The sequence below is a fragment of the Caldisericaceae bacterium genome, from assembly GCA_036574215.1.
In the GTDB taxonomy this organism is placed as follows: domain Bacteria; phylum Caldisericota; class Caldisericia; order Caldisericales; family Caldisericaceae; genus Caldisericum.
In genome coordinates this window covers 36172-52890 of record JAINCR010000049.1, presented here as the reverse complement: position 1 = coordinate 52890, position 16719 = coordinate 36172, and the positions used below count along the sequence as shown (strand labels likewise).

The window sequence follows — 16719 nt, the reverse complement described above, 5'->3', positions numbered from 1 at the left end:
GAGTTTGCTCCACAGGTTGTGCCAACTTATGATGTATTGCGCGCTGAAAGAGGGGAAATAATCGACAGAAACGGAAATAAACTTGCAATAAATGAAATTACTTATCAACTTGATGTAAATCCAAAACTCATTGAAGCGTCTAAAATAGAATCTTTAAAAGAAATTTTGAGTAAATATCTAAAATTATCTTCATCTGATTTAAAAAGCATTTTTTCATCTAACGCTTATACTGTTGTTTCAACTTCAATTACAGAAAGCCTAAAAAAAGAAATTGATAAATTAGAAATTGATAATGGAGTTGTATTTACTAAGACTTACAGAAGAGTTTATCCGTATGGTGAAATAGTAGCGCCTCTTATTGGAGTTGTTGGCCTTGATAATGATGGTTTAAGTGGTATTGAACTTTATTTTAATGATTTTTTGAAAGGGAAAAAAGGTAGAGCCTTTAGAACATACAATTTTAACGAGCCAGAAACATTAGGTAAGCCTACTTATATTATTTATCCTAAAAAGGGTAGCACAATTCAGTTAACAATCGATATAAATATACAGGCAAAACTATACGCTTTAGTTAAAGAAACTGTTGAGAAATACAATGCAAAACATGGTTTTGCCATAGTAACAGAACCAAACTCTAATGAGATTCTTGCAATGGTGAGCTACCCATCTTTTAACCCACAAAATGTTGATAGCATCAAACCTAACTTGCCAATCAGTTACAATTATGAACCTGGTTCTGTCATGAAACCTATTGTTGCCTTTGCTGCACTTGAGAAAGGAACACTTAAAGAAAACGATGAGTTTTATTGTAGCGGGTCAATTAAGGTAAAAGATACCGTAATATCCTGTTGGAAAAAACATGGAGAAGAGCACGGAGTTAGAGACATCCTTGTGAATTCTTGCGATGTTGCGTTTGCTGAGGTTGCTCTCGGTTTAGGAAAGGAAAATCTTTTAAAGTATTTTAATTTATTTGGTTTTGGTGAAAAAACAGGTTTAGAAATTACTGCAGAAGAAAAAGGGATTATTCCTAACTTAAAAAGTATCGGAGATGTTGAAACTGCTACAATGGGCTTTGGTCAAGGAGTTGCTGTTACTCAAATTCAAATGGTTACAGCATTAAACTCTATTGTTAATGGCGGTAAACTCTACACACCTAATATCATTAAAAAGATAGAAGATTCGGGTAATGTAATTTATGAATCCTCCCCCATTCTAAAAAATGTTGTTGGTTCAGTTGATAACGTTAATTTAATAAAAAGTGCAATGGTTGATGTTGTTGATATTGGTGCTCCAAAAGCAAAAATAGAAGGGTATAAGGTTATGGGTAAAACAGGCACAGCGCAAAAGATTGATCCAATCAAAAAAAGTTATTCTCATACTAGGTTGATATACAGTTTTTATGGAGCCGTTCCCTATCCCGTTCCAAAAGTTTCGGTAATAGTTTCTATAGATGAGACAAAATACCCTCAGTATTCTACAACCGTAGCAGCGCCATTATTTGCAGAGATTGGTAATTTCCTTGTAAAATATCTAAGGATTGAAAAATGAAAATAGAAGAGATAAAAAAAGTTTTAAAGAATTGTAAAATTTACGGTAATTCTGATATTGAGTTTTTTGCATTGCAACATGATTCAAGAAAAATTAAAAAAGGTGATCTGTTTGTTGCAATAAGTGGACAAAATAACGACGGACACAATTTTATTGAAGATGCAATAAAAAATGGTGCAGTGGGTGCTATTGTAGAAAAGGAGACTACAAAAACTTTCGATACTCCTCTTATTAAGGTAGATGATAGTAAAGTTGCCTATGCAATTTTATCAGACCATATGTTCAACCATCCATCTTCTCAATTAAGGATAGTCGGTATAACTGGAACTATGGGTAAAACAACTATTGCTTACATACTTTACAGGCTTTTTAATTACGCTTCAATTCCTTCTGCTTTTATTGGCACCCTTGGTATTGGCATAAAAGATAAATTTGAATTAAAAGACCTTGAGCCTCCAACAACACCATTCCCTTTTGATCTGAATAGATACTTGAGTTTAATGAGAGATGACAACGTTAAATACGTATTTATGGAAGTTACCTCTCATGCTATAAAAGATAAAAGAGTATTTGGTATTGATTTCTATAAAAAGGTTCTCTCAACGATGGGGCTGGACCATCTTGATTTTCATAAAACTTTTGAAGATTATTTAGATACTAAAGTTTCTTTTTTTGTTGATGCTTTTTCTCCCATTTTAAATGGTGAAAGTTTATACATTGAAAGGTTTTTAGAAGTTTCTAAAGAACCCATACTTTACGGCGAAAAACCATCTTTTGATTTCTCATATGAATTTATTAACTCACAAGATATAGTGCTTCGGTTTAATATTTTTAGAAAAAGTAGCTTAATTGGTGAAGTTGAGATTCCTTTAGTGTCCAAGTTTAATATTGTTAATTTTCTTGCTGCCTCTTCTTTTGCAATTGTTGAGGGCATCCCATTTAACGTAATTAAAGAATTTGGAAAAACTATTTCAATTCCTGGCAGAATGGAAATAAGAAAATTTTTTAATAGAGCAATAGTAGTAGATTATGCACACAACCCTTCTGAAATTAGGAGCGTCCTTGAAAACCTTAGTTTGAATAAAAAAGGGCGGCTTATAGTTGTTTTTGGAGCAGTTGGCACATCTAATACAGAGAAGAGGATAGAGATGGGAAGAGTTGTAAGTAATTTTGCAGATTTTTGTTATGTAACTTCCGATGATCCAAGAGGATTTGATGAAAAAAAGATCATCGATGACATTTTAAAGGGTGTTTCAATTGACTATAAAGTGTTAGAAGATAGGCGCCTTGCAATTAGAGAAGCGTTATTAAAGTCAAAACCAAACGATACGATTGCAATTTTGGGTAGAGGTGTTGAAAGTAAGATGCATTTTAAAGATGGACGTATAGTAAATTTTAGAGATTTAGATGTTGTGGAGGAAGTAGTTTATGAACTTTAAATTAGAAGAGTTTCTTAATGGCTTTGATGGAATTAGGATGAATACTATACCTAAGACTTTCAATAAGTTTAAGATAGATTCAAGAACTGTTGAAAAAGGAGATATTTTTATTGCTTTAAAAGGTTTAAAGTATGATGGGCATGATTTTGTAAAAGACGCAATTCAAAAAGGTGCTTTAGGTGTTGTTGTTGAAAAAGAGATTCCTCTAGATAATACTTTTGAATTTGTTGTAAATTCTACCAGAGATTTCATTAAACACATCGGTTTAGTTGGAAGAAAGCATGCCTCAGGTTGTGTGTTGGGTATTACAGGAAGTGCTGGTAAAACTACCCTTAAAGAATCTGTTGCTAATGCCTTATCAAAAAAATTTTCCGTATTAAAAACAGAAGGCAACCTCAATACTGATGTTTCTTTACCGTTATTTTTTGCAAATGAAATAAATTTGAGAGAGGATTTTATTGTTGTAGAATTGGGTGTTCAAAAACCTTATGATATGGATTATCTTCTTGAATTAACTCAACCACACTACGGAGTTATTACAAATATTGGTGAATCTCACATCGAATATCTACAATCAAAAGAGGGGGTGTTAAATGAGAAATTTAAACTCGCAAAATACGTTGATAATAATGGCATTGCTTTTTTAAATGGTGATGATGATCTGTTGTTTGAAGCCTCGCATAATCTTAAAAATAGAGTACTTATAGGTTTTAATAAGAGAAACGATGTAGTAATTGATTTATTAACTAAAGAAGGCGTTAGGACGTTGAACCTGATTTTTGCTGATCGAAAATTTTACTTTTCACTTCCTTTTTACGGTTATCAGTTTGTTTATACTTTGGCTTTTACTTTTGCAATTGCCTTCCATTTCGGAGTTGACCCTGATTTAATAGTTTCCTCTTTAAAAGAATTTAAGCCTTATAGAGGAAGAGGAGAGATTATAAATTTTTCACATATATCCATATTGGATGATACTTATAACTCAAATCCAGTTTCTCTTACTTTTGCATTAAAATCACTTTTAGATGATAATAAACCAAAGGTTATAATAATAGGAGACATGCTTGAACTTGGCAAGGATGCTTATGAGATTCATGAAAGTTTTGTCTCTTTAATCGAAGAAGTTGATCCATATCTACTTATAACTTATGGGGATTTTACAAAATCTATTTACGAAAATGCTTCGACTGCTTTAAAATTTCATTTTACCGATGAAGACGCCCTAAAGGAGTTTTTAGAAAAATTTGATTTTAAAAAAGGTTCTTTAATTTTTTTAAAAGGATCACGCGGCATGAAGATGGAAAGATTTGTTGAAGTCTTGAAAGGAAGGTTTAAAGATGGATAAGAACATTTCAAACATTATCTTTGCTTTTGTTATCTTAATTGAATTTTTTTTATTGTTGTATTTTGAAAAATTTCTTATTAGATATCTTAAGAAACGTAATGCAGTCCAACATGTGCGTGATGAAATGGGCGATATTCACAAAATAAAGGAAGGCACACCAAGAGGCGGAGGGATAGTATTTCTTCTTGCACCTATCTTTTTTCTTCCCTTTAATCATTCAAAAGTTGCATTCTTTGTTACATCTTCAGTGCTCTTATTTGGTATAATTGGGCTTATTGATGATGTTCTTACTTTTAAAAAACACTCTTCAGATGGACTTTCTGTTAAAAGTAAACTTATTTTACATTTTCTTGCAAGTCTTACTCTGTTTGTAATTTTTAAAGATATCTTTTCTTTTAATGTTAAATTCTTATCTTTCGATTTGAAATTGGGTTGGTTTATTTATTTTATACTTTTCTTAATGATGTTTATTGGTTCTGCTAATGCTTTTAACCTGACGGACGGGGTAGATGGGCTTCTTGGAAGTGTTACTTTTGCCATACTTCTTTTACTATCTTTAATTGCAAACACCCTTGGAAACACTTCCTACGTATATTTGATACTTGTTTTTATTGTTTCTATTCTTGCTTTTCTATGGTTCAATAGCCCAAAAGCTTCAATTTTTATGGGGGATGTTGGATCGGGTGCTTTAGGTGCACTTGTTGCTTCTCTTTCTGTTATTTTGAAAATAGAGTTGTATCTTCCAATTTTTGCTGTTATTCCTGTCATTGAAGCTCTTTCAATTTTTATCCAGATTACATATTTTAAGAGAACTCACGGTAAAAGAGTATTTAAAATGACACCTATCCATCACCATTTTGAGTTATCTGGACTTAGTGAAGCACAAATTGATTTTAGGTTTTCTATTATAACATTGGTAGCTTCTCTTGTTGTATTCTTTTTAAAAGTGTATTTTGGTTAGGAGGTATAATGTGAAAGTTCTTGTTCTTGGAGCTCGTAAATCCGGTGTTTATGCAAGCATCCTTGCAAAAAGTAAAGGCTTTAGTGTTTTTTTATCTGAGCTAAACGACAACCATGAAACACATTCGTTTGAGTCACTTCTAAAAGAGCACAAAATCCCATATGAGATAGGTAAGCATAGTTTCGATAAATTTAAAGATTTTGACCTCGTTGTTTTATCTCCTGGCATACCTTTAAATTCAGAAGTTGTAAGGTATCTTGAAGAATGCGGTAAAAAAATTATAGGAGAATTGGAATTTGCAAATATGTTTGCTTCAAATACTGAAGTTATTGCAATTACAGGCACCAATGGTAAGAGCACTACAACAGCCCTTACTTACCACATCATTAAAGACTTTTATCCTTCATCTGTTTATGGTGGTAATTTAGGCACCCCTTATTCCTTTCTTCTTTTAGAAAATCCAAATCCACAGTTTGCTATTCTTGAAACGAGTTGTTTTCAACTTGAGACAATTGAACAATACCACCCAAAGGTCTCTGTATTTTTAAACTTTACAGAAGACCACCTTGACAGGTATGGCACCATGGATAATTATTTAGAAGCAAAGAAAAGGATTTTTTTAAACCAGACAGAGTCTGACTTTACCGTTTTAAATTTTGATGACAGCACCTTAAGAGAACTTGCAAAAGACTTAAGACCTAAGGTTTATTTTTTCTCTTTAACAAATAAAGTTGATAGAGGTGCCTATCTTTTGGGCGGTGAAATTTATTTTAAGGATTCTACAACCTCTGAATCCATAAAGATTATAAATAGAAGCGATATTCCCCTTTTAGGGCTTCATAATGTTGAAAATACACTTGCAGCGATTACTGCTTCAATTTTAATTGGTGTTGATATAAATACAGTTGCTAAATCTATTAAAACTTTTAAAGGTCTTCCCCATAGGCTTGAATTTGTAAGGGAAGTTGATGGCATAACGTTCATAAATGATTCAAAGTCTACAACACCTGATTCTACAATTAAGGCACTTGAATCTTTTGATAGGAAAGTAATTCTTATTGCAGGGGGAAGCTCAAAAAATAACGATTTTACAAATTTGGGTAAAATGTTTCCACAAAAAGTTAAACACCTTATACTTATGGGGAAAACAGCAAATGAAATAAAGGAAGCCGCAATAAAAGCAAATTTTAATAACTTTTCAGTTGTAGAAAGCTTAAGAGACGCAATTCTTCTTGCAAAATCAAAAGCAAGTCGCTTTGATGTGGTCTTACTATCACCTGCTTGTGCAAGTTTTGATATGTTCAGGGATTTTGAAGATAGAGGCGATCAATTTAAGGAAATCGTAAATTCGTTATGAAAAAGATTTTAAACCCGTATTCCATTTCTCTTATTTTCTTCGTAACCTTATTATCCATTATTGGCATTATATCAAGTGTTAGTCTTAGTGTAGTTTATCCAAATACGTACATAAGACAATTAGTTTCAGTTGCTATAGGATATTTATTGATGATATTTTTTGCATTTTTTGACCACCACATCTTACAAAAATTTGCTAAGATTAGCACCTTTATATTGTTTTTATTACTTCTCTACCTTCTTTTTCAAGGGGGTGTTTCAAGATTTATTAATTTTGGAGTCTTCAATTTTCAGCCTTCGCAATTTGCATACATAGTTTTGTCTCTACTTATTGCAAAAATTTTTTCTAATAAGATAAAGGACGATGAACTTACAAAGGTTTTTCTTGTTTCTCTGGTGTTGATTGGGGTTTTTTCTTTGCTCATTTCTTTAGAACCGGATATGGGTTCTGCTGCACAGCTGTTTTTGACGTGCTTTTTAACCCTTGTAATTATTGGAATGCCTCTATTGCATATTTTTGTGTTTTCTACTTTTAGCATAGTTTCATTTTTACTTCTACTTGGTTTTAGTGAGGAATGGAGAAGAAGAATAGAAGCCTTTTTAAATCCAGAAGCATTTGCAACATCAGATGCACTTCAAACTTTACAATCTATTAAAGCATTTGCAAGAGGAGGTATTAACGGTGTCGGTTTTCTAAAGGGTATTTTTAAATATCCTCAAGTTTTACCTGTATCAGTTTCAGACTTTGTTTTACCAGTCATCGGGGAAGAATTAGGAGGAATTGTTATTATAATAATTGCTGTCTCCTACTTGGGGTTGTTGTATACGGGTTTTAGGATTGCAAGTGTAGCGCAATCTCTTTTTTCACGGATTCTTGCGATTGGTCTTACTTTAGGGATTTGCATGTTTGCAACTATTAATTTTGCAGTGAATTTAGGTCTAATGCCAGTAACAGGGGTGCCTTTACCATTTATAAGCATGGGCTTTAATAATATGGTTGCTAATTTTATCTCTGTAGGTATACTTATTAATATTTCAAGGAAAGAGGTTGGTGAATGAAAGTAATTATAGTAGGTGGTGGAACTGGAGGTCATGTTTATCCTCTAATTCCTATAGGAAAAGAGCTTAAAAAAAGAAATTTTGAAGTGGTATTTGTAGGGAGAAAAGGAAGAATTGAAGATAGGATTTTTACCTCCTACGGTTTTGATATGGAATTTGTAAGTGCATCTCAATTTGATTTCAATATCAAAACAATCTTTTTATTTATCTTTAACTTTTTTAATGGCGTTACTGAATCTTTTAGAATTATCAAAAAGCATAAGCCCGATGCTGTATTAGGTGGTGGTGGTTATGTTTCTCTTCCTGTTCTTATTGCCTCTATTTTAACAAATGTCCCAATTTTTATATATGAACAAAATATCATTCCTGGAAGGACAAATTTGCTCTTTAAAAGATTTGCTATAAAAATTTTCCTTGGATTTCCTGATGCAAACGATATTTTTAAAGGAAAAGGCATGTTTGTTGGCAATCCAGTAAGAAAAGAAGTTATTGGAGTTGAAAAGAGAGTTGGTTTGGATTTTTTTGATTTTGAGGATAAATTTACCCTTCTTGTATTTGGAGGCTCTGGTGGTGCGTATAAACTTAACAAAACTGTTTTCTCTATCATTGAGGAGCTTCTTAAATTTGACATACAGATCATTTTTATAACCGGCGAAAAGTTTTATAAAGACTTTAAAGATAAGATTGTTCATAAGAGTTTGAGAATGTTTCCTTATCTTGAACACATGGGGTATGCCTATGCAGCTGCCGACCTTGCCATTACAAGAGGTGGAGCAATGACTCTCTCCGAGCTTGTATTAAATGAGGTTTATTCAATAGTTGTCCCTTTCCCTTATGCAAGAGATAACCACCAGTATTTTAATGCAAAGTATTTTGAATCTTTAGGCTGCGTTGAAGTACTTGAAGAAAATTCCCTAAATGAAAAATTGCTTTTGGATAGGATTTTAGAATTAAAGGAAAAATTACGTATAATAAAAATGGGTTGTAGCAGTTTATACCCAAAAGATAGTGAAGTAAAGATTGTCGATACAATTGAGGAAATTATAAATAAACATGGATAAAATATTGATGCTTGGTATTTTAGGCGTTGGCATGAGGAGACTTGCCGAAATTTACAATAGCCTTGGCTACGACATATATGGCTTTGATGTTAATTCAGATAGTGCAAAACAGCATTTGGAAAGTTTAGGAATTAAGTTCATTGATAAAGACTTTGTGGTTGATAAGTCTTTTAAAAAAGTTATTATTTCTTCGGCTATTCCAGAAAATAATGAATTACTTAAAAAGGCAAAATCTTTAGATATACAAATAGTAAAAAGAGGAGAGGCTCTATCCGAAATTGCAAAAAACTACAAAAGTATAGTCGTTGCAGGGACTCATGGTAAAACATCTACAACTTCAATAATTTCTACCTTGCTATCTTCTAATTTGTCGGTAAATGCTTACATTGGTGGTGAACATCCTAAGAATAGCACTTTTTTAAAAGATGCCAAATACTTCGTTATTGAATCAGATGAAAGTGATCGCACCTTCCTTTTATTTAAACCTTATATTGGAGTTGTTACAAGTATTGATAAAGACCATCTTAATGCCTACAATTTTAGTTTTGAGAATCTTAAAAATGCCTTTGGAGAATTCATGTCTAATTGCGATACTTTAGTTTTGAACGGTGAAGACGAAAATATCTTTGAAGTTTCTAAACATATACTTAAAAGGAAATTTTTTTATGGCCTTTGGAATAGAGAACTTGATGCTTATGTTGATAGCGCTCAGTTTGTCGAAGATGGTATACTGTTTAGAGCAAATATCTTAGGGAACCTTCTACCAGAAATTTTTGTAAATGTGTTCGGTGATAAATACTTATTAAACACAATTGCTTCCTTATTGGTAGCAAAACTTCTTAATGTCGATTTTAGTAGATTTTCTGAAGTGTTGGGTAGTTTTAGATTGCCTAAAAGAAGGCTAGAATTTATTGGTAAATATTACGATGTGTATTTTTTTGATGACCACGCAGATCATCCGACAGAAGTTGAAGCATCTCTTTCTGCTTTAAAAAAACATTTTCAAAATAATAGAATTATAGCAATTTTTGAACCACATAGATATACAAGAGTTTACACCCTCGGTAGTGAGATTGGAAAGCCATTTTATCTATCTAACATAGTTGTTGTTTTACCAATTGCGTCTGCTTTTGAAACTCCCATTGATGGAATTAACGACGAACAAGTATTTGATTGGATAAAAGAAAGAAACCCTCAAAAAGTTGTAATTAAAGCATCTAACTACGATGAAGCAGCAGACATTGTTTTGAAACTGTTGAAAAAAGATGATTTAGTTATAACCCTTGGGCCATCCAAAGTAAATTTTGTTTTAGAAAAAATTTTGCTAAAATCAGGTGGTATATGAAAACTATAGAAAAAATAAAAAATTTGGTTGAAGGGACTGTGCTTTTTGAAGAGCCTCTTTCTAAACACACTTCTTTTAAGATTGGGGGTCCTGCGGAAATTTTTGTAGAACCTTCTAATATAGAGGATCTTGAAAGAATGCTTAAATTTGCAAAACAAAATAATCTTGAAGTTACAGTTATAGGAAATGGGACAAACATCCTTGTTGCAGATGAAGGAATTAGAGGTATTGTAATTAAACTTGGAAGCAATTTTGGTAAGTTTACTTTTTCTCAAAATATTGCCTTTATTGAGGCTGGTGCCTCTTTACAATTTTTTATTGAACAAGCTATGAAGCGTAATCTTGGTGGCTTAGAGTTTGCTTTTGGGATTCCTGGTGCAGTTGGTGGTGCAGTTGCAATGAATGCAGGAACTAATTCTCACTACATAAGTACTAAGGTTTTATACGGAGATGTAATGGATTTAAATGGTAAAATTTATCGATTTAAACACGATGATTTTCACTTTGATTACAGATATTCGATTTTGCAAGACGAAAGACTGATTTTGTTAAATTCTGTAATCGCCTTGGAAGAAAAAGACGAAAAAGAAATTATTAAAGCAAAAGAGATGAATATGAGATTACGTTATGATAAGCAACCACTTGATTTTCCATGCGCGGGCAGTGTTTTTAAAAATCCCCCTACTACCTATGCTGGTAAGGTTTTGGAAGAGTCAGGATGTAAGGGATTGCGTTTTGGTGATGCAATCATTTCTGATAAGCATGCAAATTTTATTGTAAATCTTGGTAATGCAACAGCGAATGATGTGGTAAAATTGATAAAGGAAGCCCAATTGAGAGTTTATAAGAATAAAGACCTTGTGTTAGAACTCGAGATTAAACTTTTGGGTGACTTTAAAAATCTTGGGCTTATTGAAAGGAAGAAATGAGTATAAGAGTTTTGGTGTTGTATGGTGGAAAATCCACCGAAAGGGAAGTCTCTATAAGAAGTGGAAAAGCAATTGCCTCTGCATTAAGGAATAAAGGATACGACGTAATTGAGTATGATTTCCAGAATGAGCTTGAAAGTATTATTAAAAAAACTTCACCTGATGTTGTATTTATTGCTCTTCACGGTAAATTTGGCGAAGATGGGACAGTCCAGGCTATACTTGAACTCTATGGCATACCCTACACAGGCTCTTCATTTTTTGCAAGTGCTCTCTGTATGAATAAACTATTTACCAAATTTATGTTTAGAGAAATTGATGTTAAAACACCATCATTTACTTATTTTAAGAAGGATAATGCTCTTTCTTATTCCTATGCTTCAGAACTTTTGGGGAATAAAACACTTGTAGTTAAACCAAATGATCAAGGCTCTACAATTGGCATTACAATAGTAAAAGATGAGAACTCATACAATTTGGGTTTGGCTAAGGCATTTGAATTAAGCGAAATAGTTTTAGTTGAGGACTACATAAAGGGAACGGAAATTACAGTTGCAATTATTGGTAACTATCCTGATATACATGTTCTTCCAATTATTGAGATTGTTCCTGCCCATGAATTTTACGATTACGATTCTAAGTATACTCCTTCAATGTCAAAGCACATTATACCTGCAAGAATTAACTCTTATCAGAAGAACCTCACCGAAGAATACGGGAGGCGTATCTATAAAGAGTTCGGACTGAGAGATTTTGCAAGAATCGATATGATAGCAAATAAAGATGATGTCTATGTGCTTGAGGTAAATACAATTCCTGGTTTTACAGAGACGAGTCTTGTGCCAGATGCGGCAAAAGCAGAAAATATAAGTTTTGAGGACCTTGTTGACTTTATTTTACAAGAAGCACTTCAAAGAAAAAGGTGAAAAAACTCTTCTCAATTTTTATAGTAATTTTGTCAGTATTCATTCTCTTTTACTATTCCATTTTTGTTTTAGAAAATAAAATTAAGATAAATTCTAACGTTCCAGTTAAGCCTTCTTTTCTTTTAAATCATTTAGGGCCTGTATACTTAACGCTCTTTCCTAGAAAAGATGTTCAAATTGAAAGAAACCACTTTTCTGTTGAAGTCTTTTATGTGGAGAAAACTATTTTGAAGGTAAAATTTAAAGATGGTGTTTTTGATATTACCGCAAGAGGATACATAACAAAAAATGATAATGGTGCTTTTGATGTGATTTGTGATTTTGAATCAAATTTGTATAATGAAGAAACAAAAGATTTTCTTTTTAATTTGAAAAAATTAGGTTTTTTAAGTTTTGTTAAATATGTTGATTTTCAAAATGGAGGTATTGTATTTATTGACAAAAATAATATTATTGTATTAGTAGGACTGGGGGATTATGTGGAAAAAATTGCGGAGTACAGTAAAACAGTTGAATTTTTAAAAAATAATTTAAAACAAGTAAAATCAATTGATTTAAGATTTAATCTGCAAGCAGTCATTGAATGGAGAGAGAATGGATAGGATAGTTGCAGCACTCGATTTAGGGAGTCAAACAATTAAATATTTGATTGCCGAAATTGAAGATGGTAATGCTTCAATAATTGGGGTAGGCTCTGTTCCTTCTAAAAGTATTAATAAAGGTGTTGTAATTGATTTAAATAAGGCTTCTGAAGCGGTATCTGAAGCAAAAAAGATTGCAGAAACCATGGCTTATAAAAAGACAAACAGCGTTTATGTTTCTGTTTCTGGCACACACGTGTTTTCTTTAAATAACAAGGGAAGTGTCATCGTCTCAAGAGAAGGAAGAGAGATTTCAAAAGATGATATTAGAAGAGTTGAAGAAGCCTCAAAGGTTCTTTTACTTCAAGCAAATCAAAGGATTATTCACTCCATACCAAGGCAGTTTATAATTGATGGTCAAGGTGGAATAAGAAATCCTGTTGGTATGTCTGGAATTAAACTTGAAGAAGAGGTTCATATAATCACTGGGTCTTCTACTGTTCTTTACAACGTTGAGAAAGTAATTTCAATGGTTGGCCTTCAAAAAGAAGCGTTTGTTTTACAGGCGCTTGCTTCCTCTCTTTCTGTTCTTAGAGATCAGGAAAAGGAATTAGGTGTTGCCCTTGTTGATATTGGGGCAGGCACTGGGGATCTTGCGGTTTTTGTAAATGGAAGTATCGCACATACCTCTGTTCTTCCGATTGGTGGTGAATATATAACAAAAGATATTGCTTATGCGTTGAGGATTTCTCTTGAAGAAGCAGAGCGTATAAAAAAAGAGTACGGGTTTGCAAAGTGTGATGATAGTGATACTGAAGGTGTCGAAATTGAAGCAACCCAAATTGGCACAGATGAGAAATTAAAGGTTAATATGGATTATTTATCTGATGTGATTACAGCAAGAGTTGATGAGATCTTACAAACTATTAAACTCGAATTAATTAAGTCAGGCTATTGGGGATCGCTTCATTCTGGCGTTGTTATAACTGGTGGCACTGCTAAACTTAAAAACATTGCAAAAAGAGCAAACGAGATTTTAGAGTTGCCAGTAAGGGTGGGTTTTCCAAAGGGTGAATTTTCTTTTTCTGACATTCTGAATGCACCAGAATATTCTACTTCTATTGGGCTAATCCTTTACGCCCTGAATGAAGGTAAAACCTTTTCAAAGAAGAAATCATTTTTTTCTTATTTTTCCTGGCTTAATGATATTTTTGAATAGGAGGTATTTTTATGTTTGATATGGATCCTTGGAAAATAAGTGCAGCAAGAATAAAGGTTTTAGGAGTTGGCGGTGGGGGAGGAAACGCCATAAACAGAATGATAGACGAGGGTATTGACGGAGTTGAGTTTATTGCAATAAACACCGATGTGCAAGTTTTATCACTTAACAAAGCAGAAAAGAAAGTCCAGATTGGTCCAAGGACAACAGGGGGGCTTGGTGCAGGAAGTTTCCCAGAGATTGGAAAAAAGTCGGCTGAAGAAAGTAAAGATGAACTTAGAAAGATAATAGAAGGTGCAGATCTTGTGTTTATAACTGCAGGCATGGGTGGTGGCACTGGCACCGGTGCGTCTCCCATTATTGCTTCTATCACTAAAGAACTTGGTATTTTAACCGTGGGAGTTGTTACAAAGCCTTTTACTTTTGAAGGTAAAAAGAGAATTGAGCAAGCAGAAGAGGGTATAAGACAATTAAATGAGTCCGTTGATACTCTTATTCTTATTTCAAATGACAAATTACTTAAAATAATAGATAAAAAAACTCCTATTAATGAAGCCTTTAGAGTTGCTGACAATGTGCTTTTTTATGCTGTTAAAGGAATTTCAGAAATTATTACTAAACCAGGCCTTGTTAATGTTGATTTTGCGGATGTAAGAACAACCTTAGCAGGAGCTGGAAATGCTTGGTTTGGCATAGGAATTGGAAGAGGCGAAAATAGAGCAGTTGATGCGGCAAAACAGGCTATTTCAAGTCCATTACTTGAGTATTCTATAGAAGGCGCAACAAGAGTCCTTTTGAATATTACAGGGAGCCCCAAAAATCTTACCCTTTTTGAGGTAAACGAGGCTGCTACTTTTGTAAAAGAAACAGTAGGAAATGACTCGAATTTAATATTCGGAACCGTCTTTCAAGAGGACCTTGAAGACGAGGTAAGAATTTCACTAATTGCAGCAGGGTTTGATAAATCTAAAGAGGTAAAACCAAAAGAGAAACTAATAAAAATTGAAGAATCTATTGATCAAGGAGATTTTGAAATTCCAGCGTTCTTACGTAAGAAAAAATAGTGTTTGTTAAATGCAAAAAAAACTTGTGTATATTCTTGTTTTTGTTTTACTTTTTGTATTGGTTTTAAATTCTATTAAAGATATAATGGGCTTTTTAAGGAAAAACCTATCCAAATTTGAGGTTGTAAATGTATCTTATTACAAGATAACTAAAGAAATTCCGTTTAGTTTATTTTTTCCCTGCGTTAATGTAATTGCTCCTTCTAATGGTAGTGTAGAATATTTGAAGTCAAATTTTGACTATGTAAAAAAAGATGAACTTATTGCAAAACTTTACTCAAAAGAAAGTGTCCAAGGTATTTATGCAAACGAAAGCGGAATTTTTTTAGTTGGTATCGGAAATGTTAACGAAACTTACTCTTTCGATGATACCCAAAATTTTAGTTTTGTTTACCTGAATAAAAAAAATTTCTCCCTTAACGAACCCATTGGTTGTATAGTGAGTAATAACAATTTCTTTGTAGGTATAAAAAAAGAGATGTATTCTCATGATTCTTTGAAAGTTTTACTTAACGAGTTTTTAGTTGTTTCTGGAATAAAAATTTATGAAGACGACAAGTACTGTTTTTATGAGTTTTCTTATTATCTTGATGAATTTCTAAAGAAAAAATCCAACGTTACGATTCTTTTAGATAGTGTCTACGGTATTAAAATTCCCAAAAGTAGCGTAATAGCTGATACCGGTAAAAAATATGTGTATATAGTAAATGGTAATATAATTAAAAAAGTGGAAATAAAATTTGAAAATGTAGAAAATGACTTTGTAATTGCAAGTCTTATCGATCAGAATCTTTTGAGATTTAATTCGTTTATCATCGTTAGAACCCCACATTTGTTTAAACCTGGTGAGATAGTTGGTAATTTTTAGTGTAACTTTTTTATTTAATTTACGTATATATAGGTGAAGGAGTGGACGAATTTGAAATTATAAAAAAGCTAAAAGATGGTGATGAGAAGGCATTTGTTGAATTTTTTAACTACTATTTTGATAGAGTCTTTAACTATGTTTACAGAAGAGTAAAGATGAGAGAAGTTGCTGAAGATCTAACTTCTGAAACTTTTTTGAAATTTATTAAGAGTTTGAAAAATTTTGAAATTAGAGAGGGGTATCATCTTGATGCCTGGGTGTATGCAATTGCAAGAAATAACGTAAGAGATTGGTTTAGACAGAATCTTAGCCGTGACGTGCTTCCTCTTGAAGAAAAATTTGAAAAAGTCTGTCATCCTATTCTTTACGATGTTTACGGAAGTTTTACTGTTGAGGATGTTGATCAAATTGTTAGCGCGGCTTTAAATAGACTTTCAGAGGATTATAGATCGGTGCTATTAATGAGGTTCTATGAAAGAAAGTCTATTAAGGAAATTGCTTTAACTTTGGGCAAAACGGAAAGTGCTGTTAAGATAACGCAATTTAGAGGATTGAAAAAATTAAAAGAGATTATAGAGGAGTTGTTAAATGAATAAGGAAGATAAACTTAACGATGTTATTGAAAATTTTTTAGATGAAAAAGAAATTGATTTTACCAATGTTTCAGATGAATTAAAGGAGATGTTTGAAATTGCAATTTTACTTAAGAAAGATAAAGTTAATCCTAAAATATCAAAGGAAAAAGTTTTTAGCAATACCTTGAATACTTATAGAGAAGAAGTATGTATTAGTAAAAAGAAAGACGAAATTAATTTTTTAGGATTACTGTTAAATTTTCTTTTTTTAATTTTTGATTATTCTCCTTATAATTTTGAGACTCACTCTGAGCCAAATATCAGTGTTCATGCCTATAATGATTTTAGAAATATAAAATCTTCTTTATATTTGCAATCCCATCAATTTCTGTATAATTATATAGGTAATTTTGTTTTACCTATGATGCAAACTCTACGTTAAA

The 16719-nt window shown here is 32.4% G+C and carries 16 protein-coding genes; all 16 read left to right on the top strand.

The annotated features are described in order from the left end of the window. Window positions 1–1548: penicillin-binding protein 2 (locus K6343_03060; protein ID MEF3244947.1), on the top strand; the 1548-nt coding region annotated here is incomplete at its 5' end. After that, a complete protein-coding gene (locus K6343_03055) occupies window positions 1545–2987 on the top strand; it encodes a UDP-N-acetylmuramoyl-L-alanyl-D-glutamate--2,6-diaminopimelate ligase (GenBank protein MEF3244946.1) in 1443 nt (480 codons plus the stop codon). The genes K6343_03060 and K6343_03055, both read left to right, overlap by 4 nt. Continuing rightward, window positions 2977–4332: a UDP-N-acetylmuramoyl-tripeptide--D-alanyl-D-alanine ligase gene (gene murF, locus K6343_03050; GenBank protein ID MEF3244945.1), complete on the top strand. Its 1356-nt coding sequence runs from the start codon at window positions 2977–2979 to the stop codon at window positions 4330–4332. Before K6343_03055 ends, murF begins: the two co-directional genes overlap by 11 nt. After that, window positions 4325–5293: a phospho-N-acetylmuramoyl-pentapeptide-transferase gene (gene mraY / locus K6343_03045; GenBank protein MEF3244944.1), complete on the top strand. Its 969-nt coding sequence runs from the start codon at window positions 4325–4327 to the stop codon at window positions 5291–5293. The genes murF and mraY overlap by 8 nt, the downstream gene beginning before the upstream one ends. Window positions 5294–5303: 10 nt before the next feature. After that, a complete protein-coding gene (murD, locus tag K6343_03040) occupies window positions 5304–6650 on the top strand; it encodes a UDP-N-acetylmuramoyl-L-alanine--D-glutamate ligase (GenBank protein MEF3244943.1) in 1347 nt (448 codons plus the stop codon). Beyond that, on the top strand, window positions 6647–7708 hold the full coding sequence (locus K6343_03035) for an FtsW/RodA/SpoVE family cell cycle protein (protein ID MEF3244942.1): 1062 nt from the start codon (window positions 6647–6649) through the stop codon (window positions 7706–7708). The genes murD and K6343_03035 overlap by 4 nt, the downstream gene beginning before the upstream one ends. After that, on the top strand, window positions 7705–8769 hold the full coding sequence (murG, locus tag K6343_03030; GenBank protein MEF3244941.1) for an undecaprenyldiphospho-muramoylpentapeptide beta-N-acetylglucosaminyltransferase: 1065 nt from the start codon (window positions 7705–7707) through the stop codon (window positions 8767–8769). Before K6343_03035 ends, murG begins: the two co-directional genes overlap by 4 nt. Beyond that, a complete protein-coding gene (locus K6343_03025; GenBank protein MEF3244940.1) occupies window positions 8762–10114 on the top strand; it encodes a hypothetical protein in 1353 nt (450 codons plus the stop codon). The genes murG and K6343_03025 overlap by 8 nt, the downstream gene beginning before the upstream one ends. Beyond that, complete coding sequence (gene murB / locus K6343_03020) at window positions 10111–11043, top strand: UDP-N-acetylmuramate dehydrogenase (GenBank protein ID MEF3244939.1); 933 nt, start codon at window positions 10111–10113, stop codon at window positions 11041–11043. The genes K6343_03025 and murB overlap by 4 nt, the downstream gene beginning before the upstream one ends. Further along, the gene (locus K6343_03015; GenBank protein ID MEF3244938.1) at window positions 11040–11969 is read left to right on the top strand and encodes a D-alanine--D-alanine ligase; all 930 of its coding nucleotides are present in this window, start codon (window positions 11040–11042) and stop codon (window positions 11967–11969) included. Before murB ends, K6343_03015 begins: the two co-directional genes overlap by 4 nt. After that, on the top strand, window positions 11966–12571 hold the full coding sequence (locus tag K6343_03010; GenBank protein ID MEF3244937.1) for a hypothetical protein: 606 nt from the start codon (window positions 11966–11968) through the stop codon (window positions 12569–12571). Before K6343_03015 ends, K6343_03010 begins: the two co-directional genes overlap by 4 nt. Continuing rightward, a complete protein-coding gene (gene ftsA, locus K6343_03005; GenBank protein ID MEF3244936.1) occupies window positions 12564–13769 on the top strand; it encodes a cell division protein FtsA in 1206 nt (401 codons plus the stop codon). Before K6343_03010 ends, ftsA begins: the two co-directional genes overlap by 8 nt. An 11-nt stretch (window positions 13770–13780) precedes the next feature. Then, window positions 13781–14833 (top strand): cell division protein FtsZ, encoded by a 1053-nt coding sequence (gene ftsZ / locus K6343_03000; protein ID MEF3244935.1) that lies wholly within the window; start codon window positions 13781–13783, stop codon window positions 14831–14833. 10 nt (window positions 14834–14843) lie between these two features. After that, entirely contained in the window at window positions 14844–15701 is an 858-nt protein-coding gene (locus K6343_02995; GenBank protein MEF3244934.1) for a hypothetical protein, read from the top strand. A 41-nt stretch (window positions 15702–15742) separates the two neighbouring features. Next, the gene (locus K6343_02990) at window positions 15743–16297 is read left to right on the top strand and encodes an RNA polymerase sigma factor (protein MEF3244933.1); all 555 of its coding nucleotides are present in this window, start codon (window positions 15743–15745) and stop codon (window positions 16295–16297) included. Beyond that, window positions 16290–16718, top strand: coding sequence for a hypothetical protein (locus K6343_02985; protein ID MEF3244932.1), 429 nt, complete (start codon window positions 16290–16292; stop codon window positions 16716–16718). The genes K6343_02990 and K6343_02985 overlap by 8 nt, the downstream gene beginning before the upstream one ends. Window position 16719 lies beyond the last annotated feature (1 nt).

What these genes read in the sequence shown, in the direction of transcription:
- K6343_03055 (MEF3244946.1), top strand. Translation starts at nt 1,545, where the DNA reads ATGAAAATAGAAGAGATAAAAAAAGTTTTAAAGAATTGTAAAATTTAC.
- murF (MEF3244945.1), top strand. Translation starts at nt 2,977, where the DNA reads ATGAACTTTAAATTAGAAGAGTTTCTTAATGGCTTTGATGGAATTAGG.
- mraY (MEF3244944.1), top strand. Translation starts at nt 4,325, where the DNA reads ATGGATAAGAACATTTCAAACATTATCTTTGCTTTTGTTATCTTAATT.
- K6343_03035 (MEF3244942.1), top strand. Translation starts at nt 6,647, where the DNA reads ATGAAAAAGATTTTAAACCCGTATTCCATTTCTCTTATTTTCTTCGTA.
- murG (MEF3244941.1), top strand. Translation starts at nt 7,705, where the DNA reads ATGAAAGTAATTATAGTAGGTGGTGGAACTGGAGGTCATGTTTATCCT.
- K6343_03025 (MEF3244940.1), top strand. Translation starts at nt 8,762, where the DNA reads ATGGATAAAATATTGATGCTTGGTATTTTAGGCGTTGGCATGAGGAGA.
- murB (MEF3244939.1), top strand. Translation starts at nt 10,111, where the DNA reads ATGAAAACTATAGAAAAAATAAAAAATTTGGTTGAAGGGACTGTGCTT.
- K6343_03015 (MEF3244938.1), top strand. Translation starts at nt 11,040, where the DNA reads ATGAGTATAAGAGTTTTGGTGTTGTATGGTGGAAAATCCACCGAAAGG.
- ftsA (MEF3244936.1), top strand. Translation starts at nt 12,564, where the DNA reads ATGGATAGGATAGTTGCAGCACTCGATTTAGGGAGTCAAACAATTAAA.
- ftsZ (MEF3244935.1), top strand. Translation starts at nt 13,781, where the DNA reads ATGTTTGATATGGATCCTTGGAAAATAAGTGCAGCAAGAATAAAGGTT.
- K6343_02995 (MEF3244934.1), top strand. Translation starts at nt 14,844, where the DNA reads ATGCAAAAAAAACTTGTGTATATTCTTGTTTTTGTTTTACTTTTTGTA.
- K6343_02985 (MEF3244932.1), top strand. Translation starts at nt 16,290, where the DNA reads ATGAATAAGGAAGATAAACTTAACGATGTTATTGAAAATTTTTTAGAT.